The organism is Kitasatospora sp. MAA4 (assembly GCF_029893355.1).
Taxonomy (GTDB): domain Bacteria; phylum Actinomycetota; class Actinomycetes; order Streptomycetales; family Streptomycetaceae; genus Kitasatospora.
This window is the reverse complement of the sequence record NZ_JARZAI010000010.1, coordinates 249,032-266,664: the sequence shown is the minus strand read 5'-3', so window position 1 is coordinate 266,664 and position 17,633 is coordinate 249,032. Positions and strand designations below refer to the sequence as shown.

The window sequence follows — 17,633 nt, the reverse complement described above, 5'->3', positions numbered from 1 at the left end:
TTGTTCGGCCCCACGCCCCACCCCCCTCCCCCCCCGGCCCCGGGCCGGTTGTCCCCCCCCCCCCCCCCCGGGCGGGGGGCCCCCCCCCCCCCCCCCCCCCGGCGGGGGGGGGGGGGGGGGCCCCCCCCCCCCCCCCCCCGACTACGGACTACCGGTCAGTGCGTCAGTGCGTCGTCCACGCCTGGTTGTCCCAGCCGTTGCAGGCCCACAGCTGCACCACGCCACCGTTGTTGCCGATGGTGTTCAGGTCCCCGTCCAGGCACTGCCCGCCGGTTCCGTTCACCAGGGTGGCGCCGCCCCAGGCCCACTGCTGGTTGTTCCAGCCGTTGCAGCCCCACAGCTGCACCTTGGCGCCGTTGTTCGGGATGCCGTTGAGGTCCCCGTCCAGGCACTGGCCACCGTGGTCGTTCTGAATGGTGTACCAGCCGGCGCCGTTCACGGTGGAGGGCACCCAGTCCCAGACCTGGTTGTTCCAGCCGTTGCAGTCCCACAGCTGGACCACGCCACCGTTGTTGCCGATGGTGTTCAGGTCCCCGTCCAGACACTTGCCGCCGTGGTTGTTGGTCATGGTGAGCCGGTAGACCACGTTCGGCGTCACCTGCCCCTTGAGGTGGCTGTGCACCGTCGGGATCTGCGCGACGGAGGTCACATCGATGACCTTCGGCGCCCCGGCGGTGGCGGCGTTCGCGGTCTGGGCCAGCCCCAAGGCTGCCATGCCGACGGTCACTGCAACAGCGAGCAGCGCCGAACTCTTGCGAGTACGCATGGTTCACTCCTCTCGCTCCGAGCTTGGCTCGAAGCGTAAACTCGCCGCCCCGTACGGCGAGTTGACGCACACGCTATGTGCCGGACCGCAGGATTGCCAGAGGTCGCCGCAAGGTGGCAAGCCGCCCTCCGCTTGGTCATGGCGCGTCAAGGTGGAGGGCGTCCAGGCGGGCCAGGTCGTCCTCGGTGAGGCGCAGGGCGGCGGCGGACACGTTCTCGGCGAGGTGGTCGGGGTTGCCGGTGCCGGGGATGGCGAGCACGTGCGGCCCCCGGTGCAGGGTCCACGCCAGCCGGACCTGTGCCGTGCTCGCGCCGTGGGAGCGGGCGACGGCCAGCAGCTCCGCGCTGTCGACGCCGGTGGCACCGGCGTCGCGCCCCGCCCCGGCGATCGAGTAGAACGGTACGAAGGCGACACCCTGCTCACCGCAGGCGCGCACGAACGCGTCCTGCTCCGGCCGCACGCCCAGGCCGTACAGGTTCTGCACGCAGACCACCGGCGCGACGGCCCGGGCCTCGGCGAACTGCTCGGGGGTGACGTTGGAGACGCCCAGGTGACGGATCAGCCCGGCCTCGCGCAGCTCGGCGAGCGCGCCGAAGCGCTCGGCGATCGAATCGGTCCCGAGGACGCGCAGGTTCACCACGTCCAGGTGGTCGCGGCCGAGTTGGCGCAGGTTCTGCTCCACCTGGCCGCGCAGCTGCGGCGCGGTGGCGTGCGGCAGCCACGCGCCGGACGGGTCGCGGCCGGGGCCGACCTTGGTGGTGATGACGAGGTCGTCCGGGTAGGGCGCCAGGGCCCGGTTGATCAGTTCGTTGGCGGAGCGCAGCGGTGAGAAGTAGAACGCGGCGGTGTCGATGTGGTTCACCCCGAGCTCGACGGCGCGGCGCAGTACGGTGATCGCGCGGCCGCGATCGCTCGGCGCGGCGCCGGGGGCGAAGGCCGGGCCGTGCTGCGGCAGGCGCATCGCGCCGAAGCCGAGCCGGTTGACCGTCAGGTCGCCGAGCCGCCAGGTGCCTGCGGCGGCAGCGCTGACCGCGTGCGAGGTCGTGTGTGATGTCATGTTCAGATGATCGTCGCGCGCTAGAGTGGGTCGCCATGGATTAAGCCATGGCTGAAACCACGGGGGTGGTCGACATGATGGCGGAACTGGCCTTCTCGGCGAACGATCTGGCGCAACTGCGGTTCGCCGTCTCGCCGATGTGGGAGATCACCCCCAGCTTCCGGCTGCTGACCTCGGACTCGGACTCGGACTCAGCGCATCCCGTGCACCGGCGCTGGGTCGAGCAGGTCCGGCCGCGGGTGGTGGCCGCCGGCCTGGACCAGGGCTGGCTGGCCGAGCTGATCCCGCCCTCCGGCTATGTGCCCGACTTCCTCAACCCGGCGCCCGCCGGACCGGCCCCCACCCTGGCGGAGGAACTGGACACGATCCTGTCCGTGCCCGCCGACCGGATCCGCAGCGACCTCGACCACCTGAAGCGCCATCAGGGAGGCCTCGGCCCGCGGCTGCGGACCCTGTACACCGAGCCGCGGGCCCGGCTGCCCCGGGTCGTGGAGGCGATCGAGACCTACTGGCAGCTGGCACTCGCCCCCTACTGGGCGCGGATCCGGACCGTCCTCGACGCCGACGTGTTCCACCGGGCCCGCCAGGTCGCCGAACACGGCGTCGGCCACCTCTTCAACGACCTGCACCCGTCGGTGCGGTGGGACGACAACGTGCTGCGCGTGGTGCGCCGGCAGCGGACCCTGTCCCGGCAGACCTCCGGCGCGGGCCTGCTGCTGCTCCCCACGGCCTTCACCGAATCCTCCCTGCGTACCCGGGTCACCCTGCCGGACCCGCTCCAACTCGCCTACCGCGCACGCGGCGTGGGAACCCTCTGGGAGCCACGCCCGGTCACCGGGACCGCCGCCATCGCCGCCGTCCTCGGCCGCTCCCGGACCCAGCTGCTCACCGAACTGGAGACCCCCGCCTCCACCACCGAACTGGCCCGCCGCACCGGCATCTCCGCCCCCGGCGTCTCCCAGCAGCTCACCGCCCTGCGCGAGGCCGGCCTGGTCAGCGCCCACCGCGCCGGCCGATCCGTCCTCTACGCCCGCACCGCCGTCGCCGACGCCGTCCTCGCGGCCGGCGCGGGGTGAGGCGGTGGCCGAACCAATCTCGAAATCCTCGAAAAGGGTGCAACGCGGGGAGCGGGTCGCGGCGTTGGGTCAGTGACATCGTCGGTGGGAAGGGCAGGATCGGTGGGGGAGATGTGTTCGAACCAGTTCGAGTCCCCTAAGGTCATCGCCAGGACGCATTCATGACTCCGGGGGGAGAGAAGTCGATGGACCAGGACGACGAGCTGCAGGACGTGCACGACATGCCGGAGGGGGACGGCGACGGCGACGGCGACGGTGAGGAGCCCGGGCAGCGGCGGCAGGCCGGTACGGCGCTGAAGGTCGGGCTGGCCGGCGTCGTGCTCGGACTCTTCGTGGTGGGCGGGCTCGGGGCGTACAACCTCGCGTCGGCGATCGAGGGCGGCTCGCACGCGGCCGGCCCGCCGGTGGGCGGCCGCTCGCCGTCGCCGTCCAGTACCGTCCCGCCGGCGGCCGACCAGGCGGCGGCCGCCGAGCAGGCGTTTCTGAGCGACTGGGCCAAGGGGGACCTGGCGGGGGCCGGGGCGCTGACCGATGATCCGGACACCGCGATCGACGCGCTGACGGCGTTCGGGGAGACCGTGCACCCGAGTTCGCTGGCCTTCGTCCCCAGCGGTCCGCCCGCCGCCGGGACGGTGGCGACGCCCGCCGTGCCAGGGGTGCTGACGCTCGGCTTCAAGGCCACGGTCTCCATCGACGGCGCCACCGGCCCGTGGACGTACGACGGGCAGGTGGGCGTGGAGCGCGGCGGCGACGGGCAGACGCTGGTGCACTGGGCGCCCACCGTGATCCACCCGCGGCTGGGGCGGGGGGAGTCGATAGCCGTCCGGTCGCTGCCCGTCCCCACCGCCACCGTGACGGACCGCCAGGGCCGGCCGTTGACAGCGTTCCCCTCGCTCACCCCGCTGCTGGCCTCGCTCCAGCCCGCCGGCAGCGGTGGGACCACGGCCGGTGCCGCCGCCGGCAAGGCCCTGGTGATCGCCGGCGGCACCGAGGGGAGCCCCGCGAACCAGCTGTTCGTGATCTCCCCGCCGGCCGCCGGCCCCGAGGAGCGGCTGACCCTGGACGCCGACGTCCAGGCGGCGGCCGAGGCGGCGGTCACCCAGCAGTCCGCAGGCGGCGGCCCCGCCTCGCTGGTGGCGATCGAGCCCAGCACGGGCCACATCCTGGCGGTGGCCAACGCACCGGCCAACGGCTTCGACAACGCGTTCCTGGCGAGCATCGCGCCCGGCTCCACGATGAAGGTGATCACCGCGGCCGCCCTGCTGGAGGCCGGGGACCAGCCGCAGAGCGCCGTCCCCTGCAAGGCCACCACCAACTCGCCCAAGCTGTGGCACAACGACGAGACCGGCGACCACCTCGACTACACGCTGGCCGACGACTTCGCGCAGTCCTGCAACACCGCCTTCATCGACGAGAGCCACGCGAAACTGGCCCCCGGCGCGCTCGGCCAGGCCGCACAGCAGTTCGGCTTCGGCATCCCCTGGTCCACCGGACCGGGCGTGAGCAGCTACGACGCGACGATCCCGGCCCCGACGGACTCGGACGACGCGGCCGCCCAGGTGATCGGCCAGGGCGCGATCCGGGCCAACGCGCTCGCCATGGCGTCGGTGGCGGCGACCGTCGAGAGCGGCACCTTCCGCCAGCCGATCCTGCTCCCCGGCCTGCCGCAGCCCAAGGCCGCCCAGCCGCTGCCCGGCGCGGTCGCCCAGGAGCTGCGCACCATGATGGCCAAGACCGCCGCGGACGGCACGGCCCAGTCGGCGATGGCCGGACTGACCGGCCGCGTCGGCGCCAAGACCGGCACGGCCCAGGTGGACGGCGCCCCGGCCCCCAACAGCTGGTTCATCGCCTACCGCGGTGACCTCGCGGTCGCCGCCGAGATCCAGGGCGGCGGCTACGGCGCCGTGGCGGCCGGCCAGGCGGTCGCGCACGTCCTGGCGGTGGGGAACGGGAGCTGAGGGCCTGGGTGGTCCTGACGGTGGCACCAGCAGAGAGCCCGCGATGTTCGACGGACACCAGCGAGACGGCGCGTTGGCGCGCGTCGACTCAGGCCCAACTTGTAGAGTGCGAACTTCCTTGTCCGCCACACGCCTTGTTGGAGCTGACATTGCTAGCGCTCGTTGCTCGCATCCGACCGATCGGTCACGGGGAGGTTGGCTCTCAGGCTGGCGTGGAGGTGCTCCGTGGCGATCAGTGATTCGGCTGTCGCGGACGTCCTTGCCGCCTACCTTGAGCGCTACCCGGACGAGGTCGAGCAGTTGTCCGAGCCATTGCGGCTCCTAGCCCAAGGGCGGGACTTCGCCTCGCGGCGAAGCTTCCCCATGCACGTGACCGTTGGCGCGCTCCTTGTTCGCGACGACGCTGAGGTCCTGCTCATCGAGCACCTGGCGTACGGGATCACGCTGCAGCCTGGTGGCCACCTTGAGCCCACCGATGACGATCTGTGTGCCGCCGCAGTACGCGAGCTGACGGAGGAGACCGGGCTGGACCCCGCCGATGTGCTCCCTGCGTCGCACGCGCCTGTTTACATCGAGTACGGCCAGGTTCCGGCTCGGCCGGAGAAGGACGAGCCGGCCCACCATCATCTTGACCTTGGATTCGCCTTCCGGACTGCTCACGCGAATGTGGACGTGGGCCGTCTGCAGGAGTCCGAGGTGACGGGCGCGGCCTGGTACCCACTCGCCATGGCCGAGCGCCTGGTCGGGCACCGTATCGGCCGGGCGGTGAGCGCGCCGGCTCGGCTCGGCTGACCACCCCGTCGACTGCTGCGGGCCGGGTAGCGCGCTCATTCGAAGGACGGCTTGCGGTCGCGGCTCCGCTTGAGCTCGAAGAAGCCATCCGTCTCAGCGACCAGGACCAGGCCATCCCAGAGCCGTCCGGCGGCCTCACCACGGGGAGCCGGTGTGACGACGGGGCCGAACAGGGCTGTGCCGCGGATGCGCAGTACGGGTGTCCCGACGTCGAGGCCGACCTCGTCGAATGCCTCGTGGTGCGAGTCCTTGATGAACTGGTCGAACTCCGTGCTGCTGGCGGCAGCTGCAAGTGCCTCGGGAAGGCCAACTTCCGTCAGAGACTCGGTGATGACCGTGGGATCGTCGCGGCGCTTGTGGTTGTGCAGCCGCGTGCCGATGGCCGTGTACAAAGCTCCGAACACGGCGGGGCTGTCGTGCTCGGCGGCTGCGGCGCAGACCCGCACCGGGCCCCATGCCTTCGTCATCAGCTCCCGATAGTCGTCGCTGAGCCCCTTGCCCTCGCGCTGGACGACGTTCAGGTAGGAAAGTGACATGATCCGCCAGTCGGCCTGCACCGGCCGGATCTTCTCCACCTCCAGGAGCCAGCGCGAGGTGATCCACGCCCAGGGGCACAGCGGGTCGAACCAGAACGGGACCGGTTCGCGGTCAGGTTGCGTGTCGGTCATCAGATCGGCACCGTCTTCTCTAGGAGTGGTTGGGCTGTCGTGCTTGGTCCGGGGCGTTAGAGGTCGAAGAGTCCGCCTTGGGCGGGCCGGTTGCACTTGGCCGTGCGCCCCGCGGTCTTCACCAGAGCCGTGAGGTCGCTGAGGTGCTCGCTCTCGTCGGCGAGGGTGACGAGCCGCAGGAAGACCTGCGCGGTGACGTCGACATCGGCGTAGGCCCGGTGTCGGTCAGCTGGCTGCTGGATGGAGAAGTGGGCGAGCAGGGTGTCGAGTTTGTAGTTTGGCAGGCCCGGGATTAGGTGCTTGGCCAGCGGGATCGTGTCGAGGAAGTCGATACGGGCCAGCGCCGGGCAGTGCTCGCGCTGGTTGTAAATCACATTGGCCTCGGTGGCGGCGTGCTGGGCCACCAGCAGGTACGGGGTGCCGACCGTGAACCGCCTGTCCAGCACGCCCAGCGCTTCGGCCGGTGTGGGTGCCTGCCGCAGTTGCTCGGCCGTCAGACCGGTCTGGGCGGTGTCGGCCGGTGTCACCGGTGCGAACGCGGGTGGCCGGATCAGGGATGCGCTTGTTCCCCTCTGCGCCCATCCGCCGTTCTCGTGGCGCAGAGCGCGAGCGGCGACCTCGATCGGCTGGGGCGGGTGGCCCGTCGGCGTCGTTGTCTCGAAGTCGATGACCACGAACGTCATCGCTCGGAAAGCGGGATCGTCGGTCAGGCTTCCCATGTGTCCACCGTTCTCGCGAGGTCCGCACCGGTGCCAGCCGGCGCCCGGCATACCCATACGAGCATGCCGGAACGCCGGCTGTTCTGACGCACTGTCACTGGCCGATGACCTCGGTGACGGCGCGGGTGGCGGCCTCCAGGTCCGGTGCGTCCCACAGCCGCTCGCCCGTCCACGCCTCGCTCAGGGACCGGTACAGGTCCGTCATCACCGGCACGAACGCGGGCGGGAGCGGTGCCGGCTGCGGCCACCGGCTCCTGGGCACGCCCTCGGCGATCAGCCTGCTGACCGGGATCTCGTGCCCGGAGCCGACGTACCAGTCCCGCAGGGTCTGCTTGCCGCAGTGCACGCCGTTGAACATCAGGCGGCTCTCGTCCGGCGTGCCGGGGCTGTCGGCGAGCACCAGCTCCTGATCGCCCGTCACCAGGTACTCCACCTTGCCGTCGCAGTGGCTCAGCCCGATCTTGGCAGCGTGCCCGGTCAGCACCTCGTTGACCTTGACGGTGGTCTCTCGCATGGCCTCGAACTGCTCGTCGTCCAAGCCGGCGAGACGCTGGGCCTCGCCGGGGGCGATGAACCGGTTGACGTCCTCGCGGGTGGTCGCGTACTCGATGAGCAGTCGTTCCAGTTTCTCGCCGACCGCGGGGATCACGAGCAGGCCGATGTCGGCCGGGGTCAGGTCACCGGCGGCCAGGCGTCGGTGGACGGAGCTTCCCGGTGGGAGCTCGTTGCGGAAGAGGATCTGGAGGGGGATGAGGTAGTTGCCCTGCTTCGAGGTGAAGGGGCGCACGGTGAGGGCCGGGAGGCGCGCGAGAGCGAACTCGATTCGGTTCGGGGCGATGAAGCGGCGGAAGTGGGTCCGTACACCGGCTGCTTCCAACATCGTGAAGTTGGCGACGGCCATGCGGCAGACCGCCTCGCCCTTGCCGGGAATCGGGTCCGGCATCCGGCCGTAGTGGAAGACGGTGTAGTTGTCCGTGTACTCGAAGATGCCGACGCCTTCACTGGTTGCGGTGGGAGGTTCGACGATTTGCAGGTTCTTGGTCGAGTGGAGGACGGGCATCATGCTCCTCGGGTTCGACGGCATCGTGCCGTCATCGGGCGGGATCTGCGGATCGGGGCGATGCGGTGGCCGGTGGTGCCGCAGCGTCGCGGCCCCCGGCGGGTGAGCTAGCCGGCGCGGCCCTTTCCGCAGATCCGACTGGGGCGAGGTGGCCGCCGATCACCGTGAGCACCCGCATGCCGGCCTCGCGGGCGGAGGCGATGCCGTCTGGAGCGTCGTCTACCGCGAGGCAGTTGCCCGCCGAGACCCCCAGGCGTCGGGCAGCCGTGAGGAACAGCTCCGGGTCCGGCTTGCCGTTCGTGGCGTCCTCGCGTGCGACGACGGCAGCGAACTCGTGTGTCAGGCCCAGCACGTCGAGACCGGGTTCGACGAGCAAGCGGCTTGCGCCCGATGCCACGGCGCAGGGCAGCCCGGCATGGCGCGCCAGGCTCAGGAGCGCGACGACGCACGCGATCGGCTTGATCGTGTGCACGGTGGCCAGCAGGTGAGCGCGGCTCTTCGCGATGATCTCGTCATAGGGCAGTGGCAGACCGCCGGAGAGGGCCGCCAGGAGGTCACGGATGGACAGCCCAACGTGCTGGCGGTACCAGTCGTGATCCAGGTCGATGCCGTACGGCAGAAGTGCCGTACGCAGCGCGTCCTCATGGCCTGCGGTCGTGTCGGCGAGGGTTCCGTCGAAGTCGAGAATCAGGGCCTCGACACCCTTGGGGATCGCGGGAACACAACTCCCCGGACAGGGCTGCCCGGTGTGTGACGAGTGTCGAAGCTCCGTGCTCATGCCGACTTGATCTCGGCGAGCCGGCCGCAGCAGATGCACGCGGCTCCCGGGCCCTGCCACGGCTCCACCATGCAGCCCAGGTTGCCGCCGGCGCCTTCGATCCAGGCCCGGATCTGCTCGGCCGCCTCGTGCTCGTTGACTTGGCGCCGGTCCACGACTCGGTAGCGGTCCGGATCGGTGGCGGCCAGCTGCTCGAAGAGTGTGCACGCCTCGGTCATGAACGTGGCCTGCTCGGTGGTGAAGACGCACTGGTCCCGTCGTTGCGCTCGTTCCAGGGCCTTCGAGGCGTCGTCTGTGACCAGGATCGTGAGGTCCGGCAGCGGCCGGTAGGAGGAGGAGAGGCCGAGCAGGGCGATCGCGGTCTGGAGAGCGGCGTCCGGGTCTCTGGGGTGCAGCAGCAGCGCCTGGCACACGGCGGTGGTGTCGACGCTGCGGCCCTCAACGACGGGACGGCCGCTGGACAGTTCGGGCAGGACGGTGTCCAGGTCGTGCCGCTTGATGGCCATGAGGATCAGCGCCTCGGCCATGGGGGTGCCGCCGCGCAGGAACGGGTCACCGGCGCTGGCCTCGCGCAGTGAGCGCAGCAGGGCCTCGCCCAGGCCCGGGCGCCCGTTGGCCCGCTGGGAGAACTCGTCCAGCATCAGTGGCTTGGTGCCGAGCCCGTCGACGGCGCGGTTGGTGAGGTACGTCTTGCCGACTCCGTTGAGACCCTCGGCGGAGATCAGCGGGCCGCGGGTGCAGGCAGCGAGTTGCGGTGAGGTCGTCATGCGGCGGCATCCGTTCGGCGACGAAAGCAGGGAAGTTCCGGAAGCGGCGTTCCGGTCGGTGCGGAGTCCGGGGCGTCGGTCATGTGCACCATGCGGCGGCCTCCCGGGTGATGACGGCGGCGTGGTGGTCGAGCACCGCTTCGTCGTCGCGTTCGGTCAGGACGAGCGCGAGGGTGCGGTCCAGGATCTGCGCGGCCCCGCGGCACGGCTTCCGGTCCGCCCCGGTGAACATGGGCCGGGTGTCGCTGGGCACCAGTCGAAAGGTGCCGGTGGAGTTCGGTACTGCCTGCTGGGCGAGGTGTTCGGCGAATGCCCGGGGGTTCGGCAGTCCGATGTGGACGAGCGGGGCGTAGTGGTTCCACGTCTCGTCGGTGGCCGGCTGGAGCGGCGTGAGTCCGCGGGCGTTGTCCAGGGCGCGGATCAGATGCGCGGTCTGGGCGCGGCGGTGCTCCAGCAGGGCCGGGAATCTGCGCAGGTTGGCGTGGGCGAGCGCGGCGAGCGGTTCGGCCAGACGGCCGTTGAGGGCGATCCGTTCCTGGGGGTGGCTGCCGGGTGGGGGCTGGAGCCAGTGGCTGCGGAAGGCCCTGGTGTGGGCGGCGAGAGCGCTGTCGTCGGTCAGGACGAAGCCGCCCTCACCGCTCCAGAGGATCTTGCCGTCTTTCAGGCTGAAACACCCGGCTGCGCCGACCGTCCCGGCCATGGCACCGGCGCGCGACGTCCCCGCGGCCTGGGCGGCGTCCTCAACAACAGCGATCCCATGCTCGGCGGCGAACGCGAGCAGGCTGGCTGGGGCGCCCATCCTGCCCCACAGGTGCACCGGAACGATCGCTCTGGTGCGGGCCGTGATCTTGGTGGCGGCGTCGGCGAAGTCCAGATCGAGCGTCCGGGGATCACTGTCGATGAACACCGGTGTGGCGCCGAGCAGTACAACTGGCGCGGCAGTCATGACGACGGTCAGAGCCGGCACCAGAACCTCGTCGCCCGGGCCGACCCCGATCGCGGACAGCGCGGCGTGCAGGGCCGTCGTGCCGGACGACACCGCGACTGCGTGCCGGCTGGAGAACGCGTCAGCGAGGTCGTGCTCCAGCCCGCTGGTGAACTCGGCCCCGGCGGGGTCCGGCATGCTGGCCAGCGCAGCCAGCATGCCCTCGCCGAGGCTCTGCGCCGAGGGCAGCGGTGGGAGGCCGGTCATGTTGCCTCCCGGGCGAGGAAGCGGGGCATGCCGAGTACGAGCGGGCCCATGTTCACGCAGTCCCGGGAGAAGTGGGAGCAGTCCGTGCACGCTGGGCGGTCGGCGAACAGGACCTGCGCGTCGGCGCCGACGATCGTGCGGTGCTCCTGGGGCGGCGTGGCGGCGATCCGCCGGTCGGAGGGGCAGTCCCACACCGAGCCGTCGGGCTGGATGAAGAAGAGCTGGGCACCACCGAAGCAGTCCTCGACCCGGCCGCTGTCCTGGGTGGAGATCGAGGTGACGAACTGTCGCATGTACGTAGGGCCGGGGATGGTGAGCCCGCCGGGGTCCTGCTGGAGGCGGCGCAGTTCGTTCTCGACGGCGGGCACGTCGCTGGGGGTGTGGCAGCGCTCGGCGAAGAGCTTGTGGTCGGGCGGGAGGGAGATGGGCTGCGGGACGTAGTAGTGGACGCCGATCTCCCGCGCGAGGCGGGCCACGTCGGTGATCTCCTGGGGCCGGTCGCGGATGACCACCGTGTAGATGCCGATCCGGGGGCCGGGCCCGGAGCCGCGCTCGCTCAGCAGGGTGCTGATGCCGGCCAGGACTTCGCGGTGACCGACCCGGCCGGACCGGGAGGGCCGCAGCCGATCGTTGGCGGCCGCGTCCGCGCTGTCGAGGGACACTGACACCCCGTCGACGCCGAGCTCGACGAGCCGCTGGGCGATGCCGGGGCGGGTGAGCGGCACGCCGTTGGTCGCGACGACGACCTCGCACCCGGCTTCCTTGATCGTCTTGATCAGGCTGAGGGCGGGCAGCCAGTCCAGCGGCTCACCGCCGGCGAGGACGACCCGTTCGACCGGCGAGTAAGCCAGGGTTTGCGCGAACGCCTCCATGACGGTGCGGTCGAGGTCGCGGACCGGGATGTGGGAAAGCAATCCCGGGCCCTCCGGGAGAGCCTCCTTGTGTACCTCCAACTCCCCGAAGTAGCAGTGCGGGCAGCCGAACGAGCAGGGGGAACGCAGGGCCCACAGCAGGGTGATGTCACCAGGCACGGTCGACCTCCCGGTGCGCCGCGATGGCGCGGACGGTCTCCTCGACGGCCTTGCCGGTCTCCTCTCGGTCGTAGCCGGTCACGTCGATCACGGTGAACCGGTCCGGCTCGGCGGCGGCCAGCTCCTGGTACAGGTGCTCGGTCTGCTTGATCACCTCCAGGGCGCTCGCCGGGAGAGTGCGGCCGATCCGGGCGGCGAACCGGGCAGTGCACACCTCGCGGTCGCCGGTCAGCAGGAGGGTGGCGTCCGGCATCGACCGCCACCGGCGGGCGGTGGCCAGGATCTGCTCGGCCACCGCCCGGGCCGGCGTTGCCCGGTGCTCGGCGTGCAGGATCGCTCCCTGGCACACGGCCACGCTGTCCACGCCGCGGTCCTCCAGGATCACGGCGACGCCGTTCAGCAGCTCGGGGGTCAGGCGCTCGACCTCACGGAACTTGAGCGCCAGCAGCGCCAGCGTCTCCACGACCGGGTGCCCAGTCCGCAGGCAGACGTCCCCTTCCGCGGAGAGGGCGGCGATCACCTGTCCGGGCAGGGTGTCGGCGGCTTGGTCGGTCAGCTCGTCCAGCCGCAGGCACCGCGAGCCGAGCGAGGCGGCCGTCGCGCGGACCGCGGTGGTCTTCCCGACTCCGTTGATGCCCTCCACGCTCACCCACAGCGGTCGGCCTGAATCGTCCGAGGCGCGGCGGGGAGCGGGAACCGTGATGACGGTCATGCCGGCCTCCGGCAGACGAACAGCAGCTCGGTCGCCCGGTCGGGCACGGCGACCGACGACACCGTGTCCAGCAGGGCCTTCGGTACCCGGGCGGCCAGGTCGCGGTACCAGTCGACCGCGCCGGCCCCGTACCGCTCCGCCAACTCGGTGACCACCTCGTCCGGTTCGGGCGGGAGCACACCCATGACATCGTCCACGACCAGGCCGGCGGCCTCGACGGCGCGCACGACCTCCTCGCGCGACCACTCGTACACGTGGACCCGGTACTGCAACGGGCGCGGCGGTGGCCCGAACGCCTGCGGCGTGGACAGGTACAGCACGCCGCCTGGGGCGAGCGCGGCTCCCGTTTCGACCAGACTCTTCACGCCGAGCTCGTACGGCAGGTGTTCCAGCGCCGAGGTGTACAGCGCGACGTCGAACTGCGGGAGCTCCGGCCATGGGTCGGAGACGTCGTGCTCGACGAACTCGACGGGGAACGGGTTGCCGTACTCCTCCCGCAGCGCGATCAGCCGCGTGCGGGCTTCGGCGAGGTTCGCCGGGCTGACGTCGAGACCGACGTAGCGGGCGATCTTCGGCGCGTATCGGTGGAGCAGTGGCAGGGCCAGTCCACGGCCGCAGCACACGTCGAGCACGTTCGCCCCGTCCGCGCACCGCTCGGCGACGATGAGGTGCTGCAGCAGGTTCATCAGGCCGGACGGCTTCGCCTCGCCGCGGGCGAGCGCGGAGTAGAAGTCGTCCATCTGGTTGGTGCTGTACGGGCCGATCATCGGCGTACCCGGACGGGTGCGGTACTGCTCGTCCAGTTCAGCGCTCATGCTGTTGTCCCTCCCAGGGGAAAACGATCCAGGTGTTGTTCAGCGATGCGATGTAGTCGATGACGCGTTGGGGCTCGGCCTCCCGCGCCCAGTTGGCCCGGTTCACGGTGAGGACCGCGGTGCGCACCTGGGCGGCACCGAGGTCGCGGAGCATGTCCTCCGTGTGGGCGAGGGTCGCGCCGCTGCCGGCGATGTCGTCGACGAGCAGCACGTCCAGGCCCGCGAGGTCGCCGAGCGAGGCGGGGTTGCGAGTGGTCGGCAGCGTGGTCTTGGCGGCGTTGATGCTGTCACTGGTGGTGCGGGTGACCTCGACGCTCCGCACGTCGCGGACTCCGAGGCGATGGGCGAGCCACACCGCCGGGATCATGCCGCCGCGCACGATGCCCACCACAACCTGCGGCACCCCCGCAGTCGTCACCTGTTCGGCGAGGGTCCGTGTCGCGGCGCCGATGTCGTCCCACGTCAGGTACAGAGGCCCGGACCCGTCAGCGCCGTGCGTCGACGGCGTCGGTAACCTGTTCATGGGATTCACCGTCTTCTTGGGGTTCATGCCGATCGGCGGCAAGGGTGAGGAACTGCTGGTTGAGCACCGGGTCGCTGGCGAACCGGCCGCCGGTGTGCACCGTTGTGGTCCGGGCTTTCTCCATCCGCACGCCGCGCATGTTCATGCACAGGTGGAGGCCGCGTACGGCGACCGCGACGTCCTCACGTCCGATCAAGCCGGTGAGGTGCTCGGCGAACTGCCGTGTGAATCGCTCCTGGACCTGGAGCCGACCGGCGAAGTGCTGGGCGATCCGCCCGAACTTCGACAGGCCCACCACCTCTCCGTCCGGCACGTACCCGGCGGTGACCTGGAGGTTCATGGGCAGCATGTGGTGCTCGCACAGCGACCACACGCTCATACCGCCCACGACGACCAGCTGACCGCTCAGCTGGGACTCGGCGAAGCACGTAGCTACCGCGCTGTCGTCCGGGGACAGGAAGGCGCTCCACCAGGCGGCGACACGGTCCGGCGTGTCGGCCAAACCGTCGCGGGTGGGGTCCTCACCCAGCTCAACCAGCAGCTGGGTGACCAGGTCGGCGACCCGGCTGGTGTCGATGGCCAGGGCGGGCCGGCCGGGTCCTGGGGCCGCGGCGCTCCGGTCCGCCTCTGAGGTGGCAATCGAGGTCGCCATGGGCTCAACTCGCTTTCTGGGGTTGTGGGCAGGAACAGGTGCGTACGGTCAGCGGCCTCGGGCGTCCGCGAACGCCAGCACGTGCAACCGCGTGGTGAAGTACCAGTGCCGGGCCGCCACCGCGTCCGCGAGGACCCGGGTCGCTTCGGTGACCGCCTGCGCGGTGGTGCCCTCCGGCATCACCCACACCGGCGAGAGCTGGTGGGTGTCGGCCAACTCGGCGATCCGGTCAAGGTCGGCCACCGAGGAAGCGACGAACTTGAACACAGCACGCCCAGACGCCGCGAACGTCCTCAGCGCAGCGGGCACGATGCTCTTGCCCTCCTCCATGCCGAAGCTGGCGAGCTTGGGCGAGACGTTGAACCGGACCCCGTGGACCACGAGTTCGGGCACAGGTGCGATGGTGCCGTTCGTCTCGAACTCCACCCGCTTCCCGGCGGTCAGCAGCTCCCGCACGAGCGGCACCAAGCGCGCCTGCTGGATCAGCGGCTCACCGCCGGTGATCACGACCAGCTCGACCGGGGAGGACGCGACCCAGGCCACCAGGTCCGCCACCGTCCGCCTCGTCGACTCCTGGCGCGGGTCGAACCGGGACCAGTCCCAGGTGTACTTCGTGTCGCACTTCGCGCAGGTCAGGTTGCACCGGGAGAGGCGGATGAACAGGGCGGGGTGCCCGCAGCTCGGACCCTCGCCTTGGAAGGTCGGAACCTCGACACCGAAGCATTCCGCGAGGATCAGCCCGGACGCGGGGTCATGTGTGGCGGGTCCGGCGGCGATCGGCTGGGGCATGGTCACTTCCCCTTCACGTCGAAGCGGGCCCAGCTGCTCCCGGTCTCGCGGACGAGAACGGCGATCAGGCGGCCGGGGACCTTCGGCTGGAGGTGCTGGATGAACCAGCCGGCCAGGAACTGTGCCAGGCGCTCCGAGGTCGGCTCGAAGGGCAGGATCTCGTCCAGGTTGTGGTGGTCCAACTCGGTGTCGAGGAACGTCCTGAACGGGCCGAGGGCACCGAAGTCGGTGACGAAGCCGGGCTCCTCCAGGCATGGGGCGGTGAGGATGACCTCGACCTCGTAGCTGTGGCCGTGCTGTCGGGAGCACTTGTGCTCGGGCGGCAGCCCGGGAAGTCGGTGGCCGGCCTCGAAGCTGAGCTTCTTGCCGATGGTGAAGGCCCCGGGCAGCAGCGGAACGGAACTTAAATCCATGATCTTCCTCACTGAGTTGGGACGAGGCGGCTGCCTCGGTCAACAGGTGATCTCTCGCCTCGGATCGGCTGGCGTGCCCGGCTGCTTCTCGTCGGCACCCGGGGCGAGGGCCAGGCGGAACCAGACCTGCTTCCCCCGGGTGAGCGCGTGGATTTCGAACTCTTCCGCGAGCTGAGAAAGCAGGAACAGCCCCCGCCCGCCGGGCTCGTCGTCGGTGGGCACCTTGGCGACCGGCAGCCCGTCGTCGAAGTCGGTCACTCCCACCACAACTCCGTCGCTGATCTCGCCCACCAGCAACTCGCAGTCGCCGCTCGCGTGGACCAGGACGTTGGTCAGCAGTTCGGTGACTCCCAGCTCCGCCGCCTCGCAGAGCTCGTCTTTGCCCCACATCCGCAGCTGGGTCCGCACTATCTGGCGCACGAGGCCCATCGTCTCGGGGCGAACGGCCGGGAGCGCCAAACGGCACTCGCCGAGAAGATCGACAGACGCGACAGGCATGGAGCCTCCCAGAGTGCGAACACGGCAGCGATCGTTGCGTTCCGTGCCCGGATGGGCACTCTGCGCTTCCGTGTCATCGATGATGGACCCTGCATTGGCGGAAGGGCAAGTCGCTCTGAAAGGAAAGTCTTTCTTTCTGGCGGGCTGTCATATGCCGGTAGTGGCACGGGCACTACCCTGGCCTGAGAGAGATGCGGATCGTGAGACAGGAGGTGCGATGCCCGTCGAGCCAACCCCGCGCCGAAGGCGCCTGGGGACTGAGATCCGGCGCGCTCGCGAGGCGCTGGGCTGGAGTCAGGAGGAAGCCGCTCAGCAGCTCGGCTACAAGGCGCTGTCGACCATAAGCAAGATCGAGAACGGGACACAGGGAGTCAAACTCCAGGTCCTGCCTCACTTCTTCGAGGTCCTGCAGATCCACGAAGAGGCCCGACGTTCCCAATGGCGCGAGCTGGTCCGCCGGGCTGCCGAGCCGGACTGGCACCAGCGCTACCAGGGTGTCGTGGACGATCCCCTCAGCGACTACCTGACCGAGATCGAGGAAGCTGTCGACCTCTTCCACTGGGATTCCGGAGTCCTGCATGGCCTGCTACAGATCCCCGAGTACGAGCGGGCGATCATCGAAGGTAGCCGTGCATGGACCACCGCCGACGACATCGAGCGGTTCATTGCCATGCGCGCCGAGCACCGGCGGGTCATGGCTGAGCGCCAACCGCCTCTGAAGATCTGGGCCGTGATCCCTGAAGGGCTCCTGCGTCAGGAGGTTGGCGGTCGCCCGGCGGCGAAGGCCCAGGTCGAGCACCTGATTGACCTGCTGCGGGGCGATCCGAACACCACGATCCAGATCCTGCCGCTGAGCGCCGGCGCTCACGCGGGCATGGACGGGCCATTCATGCTGATGTCGTTCGCCACCGGCAGCGATACTGTCACGATCGAGGCGACCCGTGCCCGCCTCCACCTCACTGACTCGGAGTCGGTCGAGGTGTACCGGACCACCAGCAATCACCTGAAATCGGATGCCCTTGGACAGAAGGCATCCCTGTCACTGCTCAAGACCATCGCCAAGGAACTCGCGTCATGAACAAGAACGACCTCGACCCCGCCTGGCTCGACGACCAGTTCGCCAGCGCTGAGTGGCAGACCGCCAGCAGCGGCGGGACCAACTGCGTCGAGATCGCCTTCCTTGACCGCGGAATCGTGGCGATTCGTGACTCCAAGAACCGAGACAAGGTGCCTCACATCTTCGACGACGCCGAGTACGACACATTCGTCGCGGGCATCATGCGTGGTGAACTCCGCAGGAAGTGAAGCCCTGGCGCAGGAGTCGTCTGTCGGCTCCCCCGATGTGGACCAGCAACACGGCCTGAACC

Annotated in this window: 21 protein-coding genes; 5 read left to right on the top strand and 16 right to left on the bottom strand. The window is 70.2% G+C overall.

The window, feature by feature from the left end; translation table 11 throughout:
• Positions 1–163: 163 nt before the first annotated feature.
• Positions 164–766, bottom strand: coding sequence for an RICIN domain-containing protein (locus P3T37_RS16035; protein ID WP_280724320.1), 603 nt, complete (start codon positions 764–766; stop codon positions 164–166).
• A gap of 136 nt (positions 767–902) precedes the next feature.
• Positions 903–1,823 carry an oxidoreductase gene (locus P3T37_RS16030; protein WP_280724319.1) on the bottom strand — a complete coding sequence of 307 codons (921 nt, stop codon included), beginning with the start codon at positions 1,821–1,823 and terminating at the stop codon, positions 903–905.
• Positions 1,824–1,870: 47 nt separating this feature from the next.
• Between P3T37_RS16030 and P3T37_RS16025 the strand changes: the two genes are divergently transcribed.
• The 3 genes from P3T37_RS16025 to P3T37_RS16015 all read left to right on the top strand — a co-directional run bounded on the left by P3T37_RS16025 (position 1,871) and on the right by P3T37_RS16015 (position 5,649).
• The gene (locus P3T37_RS16025; RefSeq protein WP_280724318.1) at positions 1,871–2,899 is read left to right on the top strand and encodes a helix-turn-helix domain-containing protein; all 1,029 of its coding nucleotides are present in this window, start codon (positions 1,871–1,873) and stop codon (positions 2,897–2,899) included.
• 161 nt (positions 2,900–3,060) lie between these two features.
• On the top strand, positions 3,061–4,857 hold the full coding sequence (locus P3T37_RS16020; protein ID WP_280724317.1) for a penicillin-binding transpeptidase domain-containing protein: 1,797 nt from the start codon (positions 3,061–3,063) through the stop codon (positions 4,855–4,857).
• A 225-nt stretch (positions 4,858–5,082) separates the two neighbouring features.
• Positions 5,083–5,649 carry an NUDIX domain-containing protein gene (locus P3T37_RS16015; protein ID WP_280724316.1) on the top strand — a complete coding sequence of 189 codons (567 nt, stop codon included), beginning with the start codon at positions 5,083–5,085 and terminating at the stop codon, positions 5,647–5,649.
• A 35-nt stretch (positions 5,650–5,684) separates the two neighbouring features.
• Here P3T37_RS16015 and P3T37_RS16010 read toward each other — a convergent pair whose 3' ends face one another.
• From P3T37_RS16010 to P3T37_RS15945, 14 genes are all read right to left on the bottom strand, one after another.
• Positions 5,685–6,317, bottom strand: coding sequence for a disulfide bond formation protein DsbA (locus P3T37_RS16010; protein WP_280724315.1), 633 nt, complete (start codon positions 6,315–6,317; stop codon positions 5,685–5,687).
• Positions 6,318–6,373: 56 nt separating this feature from the next.
• Positions 6,374–7,036 carry a 3'-5' exonuclease gene (locus tag P3T37_RS16005; RefSeq protein WP_280724314.1) on the bottom strand — a complete coding sequence of 221 codons (663 nt, stop codon included), beginning with the start codon at positions 7,034–7,036 and terminating at the stop codon, positions 6,374–6,376.
• Between the two features lie 94 nt (positions 7,037–7,130).
• Positions 7,131–8,099 (bottom strand): phosphoribosylaminoimidazolesuccinocarboxamide synthase, encoded by a 969-nt coding sequence (locus P3T37_RS16000; protein ID WP_280724313.1) that lies wholly within the window; start codon positions 8,097–8,099, stop codon positions 7,131–7,133.
• 28 nt (positions 8,100–8,127) lie between these two features.
• Positions 8,128–8,874 (bottom strand): HAD family phosphatase, encoded by a 747-nt coding sequence (locus tag P3T37_RS15995; RefSeq protein WP_280724312.1) that lies wholly within the window; start codon positions 8,872–8,874, stop codon positions 8,128–8,130.
• The gene (locus P3T37_RS15990; RefSeq protein ID WP_280724311.1) at positions 8,871–9,641 is read right to left on the bottom strand and encodes a thymidylate kinase; all 771 of its coding nucleotides are present in this window, start codon (positions 9,639–9,641) and stop codon (positions 8,871–8,873) included. Before P3T37_RS15990 ends, P3T37_RS15995 begins: the two co-directional genes overlap by 4 nt.
• A gap of 79 nt (positions 9,642–9,720) precedes the next feature.
• Positions 9,721–10,833 carry an aminotransferase class I/II-fold pyridoxal phosphate-dependent enzyme gene (locus P3T37_RS15985; protein WP_280724310.1) on the bottom strand — a complete coding sequence of 371 codons (1,113 nt, stop codon included), beginning with the start codon at positions 10,831–10,833 and terminating at the stop codon, positions 9,721–9,723.
• On the bottom strand, positions 10,830–11,864 hold the full coding sequence (locus P3T37_RS15980) for a radical SAM protein (protein WP_280724309.1): 1,035 nt from the start codon (positions 11,862–11,864) through the stop codon (positions 10,830–10,832). Before P3T37_RS15980 ends, P3T37_RS15985 begins: the two co-directional genes overlap by 4 nt.
• On the bottom strand, positions 11,854–12,576 hold the full coding sequence (locus P3T37_RS15975; RefSeq protein ID WP_280724308.1) for a thymidylate kinase: 723 nt from the start codon (positions 12,574–12,576) through the stop codon (positions 11,854–11,856). The genes P3T37_RS15980 and P3T37_RS15975 overlap by 11 nt, the downstream gene beginning before the upstream one ends.
• A complete protein-coding gene (locus P3T37_RS15970; RefSeq protein WP_280724307.1) occupies positions 12,573–13,391 on the bottom strand; it encodes a class I SAM-dependent methyltransferase in 819 nt (272 codons plus the stop codon). Before P3T37_RS15970 ends, P3T37_RS15975 begins: the two co-directional genes overlap by 4 nt.
• Positions 13,381–13,941, bottom strand: coding sequence for a phosphoribosyltransferase family protein (locus tag P3T37_RS15965; protein WP_280724306.1), 561 nt, complete (start codon positions 13,939–13,941; stop codon positions 13,381–13,383). Before P3T37_RS15965 ends, P3T37_RS15970 begins: the two co-directional genes overlap by 11 nt.
• The gene (gene folE, locus P3T37_RS15960; protein WP_280724305.1) at positions 13,877–14,566 is read right to left on the bottom strand and encodes a GTP cyclohydrolase I FolE; all 690 of its coding nucleotides are present in this window, start codon (positions 14,564–14,566) and stop codon (positions 13,877–13,879) included. Before folE ends, P3T37_RS15965 begins: the two co-directional genes overlap by 65 nt.
• Positions 14,567–14,614: 48 nt before the next feature.
• Positions 14,615–15,355: a 7-carboxy-7-deazaguanine synthase QueE gene (locus tag P3T37_RS15955; protein ID WP_280724304.1), complete on the bottom strand. Its 741-nt coding sequence runs from the start codon at positions 15,353–15,355 to the stop codon at positions 14,615–14,617.
• Positions 15,356–15,357: 2 nt separating this feature from the next.
• The gene (locus P3T37_RS15950; RefSeq protein WP_280724303.1) at positions 15,358–15,768 is read right to left on the bottom strand and encodes a 6-carboxytetrahydropterin synthase; all 411 of its coding nucleotides are present in this window, start codon (positions 15,766–15,768) and stop codon (positions 15,358–15,360) included.
• A gap of 39 nt (positions 15,769–15,807) precedes the next feature.
• Entirely contained in the window at positions 15,808–16,197 is a 390-nt protein-coding gene (locus P3T37_RS15945; protein WP_280724328.1) for an ATP-binding protein, read from the bottom strand.
• Positions 16,198–16,483: 286 nt separating this feature from the next.
• Here P3T37_RS15945 and P3T37_RS15940 point away from each other — a divergent pair, with 286 nt between their 5' ends.
• Both P3T37_RS15940 and P3T37_RS15935 read left to right on the top strand, forming a co-directional pair.
• Positions 16,484–17,344, top strand: a complete 861-nt coding sequence (locus P3T37_RS15940; protein ID WP_280724302.1) for a helix-turn-helix transcriptional regulator — start codon at positions 16,484–16,486, stop codon at positions 17,342–17,344.
• The gene (locus tag P3T37_RS15935; RefSeq protein WP_280724301.1) at positions 17,341–17,571 is read left to right on the top strand and encodes a DUF397 domain-containing protein; all 231 of its coding nucleotides are present in this window, start codon (positions 17,341–17,343) and stop codon (positions 17,569–17,571) included. The genes P3T37_RS15940 and P3T37_RS15935 overlap by 4 nt, the downstream gene beginning before the upstream one ends.
• The last annotated feature ends 62 nt before the right edge of the window (positions 17,572–17,633 follow it).